Raw genomic sequence first — 290 nt, 5'->3', positions numbered from 1 at the left:
CCAAAAAAACGTTCCCTCTCCCGAACCGACGAGGCCAAAAGAAAAAGGAACACAAACCATGATCTTTCCCACAAATGAAAAAACCACGCGAAAAGCACCCAAACAAGGCGCCGCCACGCAATCCATCACCCGCAAGCACAAAAGGACCCAAAACAAACAAAGGCCCCCGGCACCCACCAGCAACACACGCGCAAACGACAACCAAACAAGCACTTTCCCAAAAAAGTATTAGTTAGTACATCGGCACACTATTGAGTTCTCACACAACACACACCCACAAAACAACCACC

The 290-nt window shown here is 48.6% G+C and carries 1 protein-coding gene; it reads left to right on the top strand.

Annotation, left to right across the window (positions count from 1 at the left end):
* On the top strand, nt 1–232 hold a 232-nt coding region (locus tag HMPREF2708_RS11165; RefSeq protein WP_210400303.1), incomplete at its 5' end, for a hypothetical protein.
* Between the last annotated feature and the right edge of the window lie 58 nt (nt 233–290).

This window comes from Corynebacterium sp. HMSC073H12, from assembly GCF_001837775.1.
Taxonomy (GTDB): domain Bacteria; phylum Actinomycetota; class Actinomycetes; order Mycobacteriales; family Mycobacteriaceae; genus Corynebacterium; species Corynebacterium amycolatum.
This window is presented reverse-complemented; position numbering and strand designations above follow the sequence as displayed.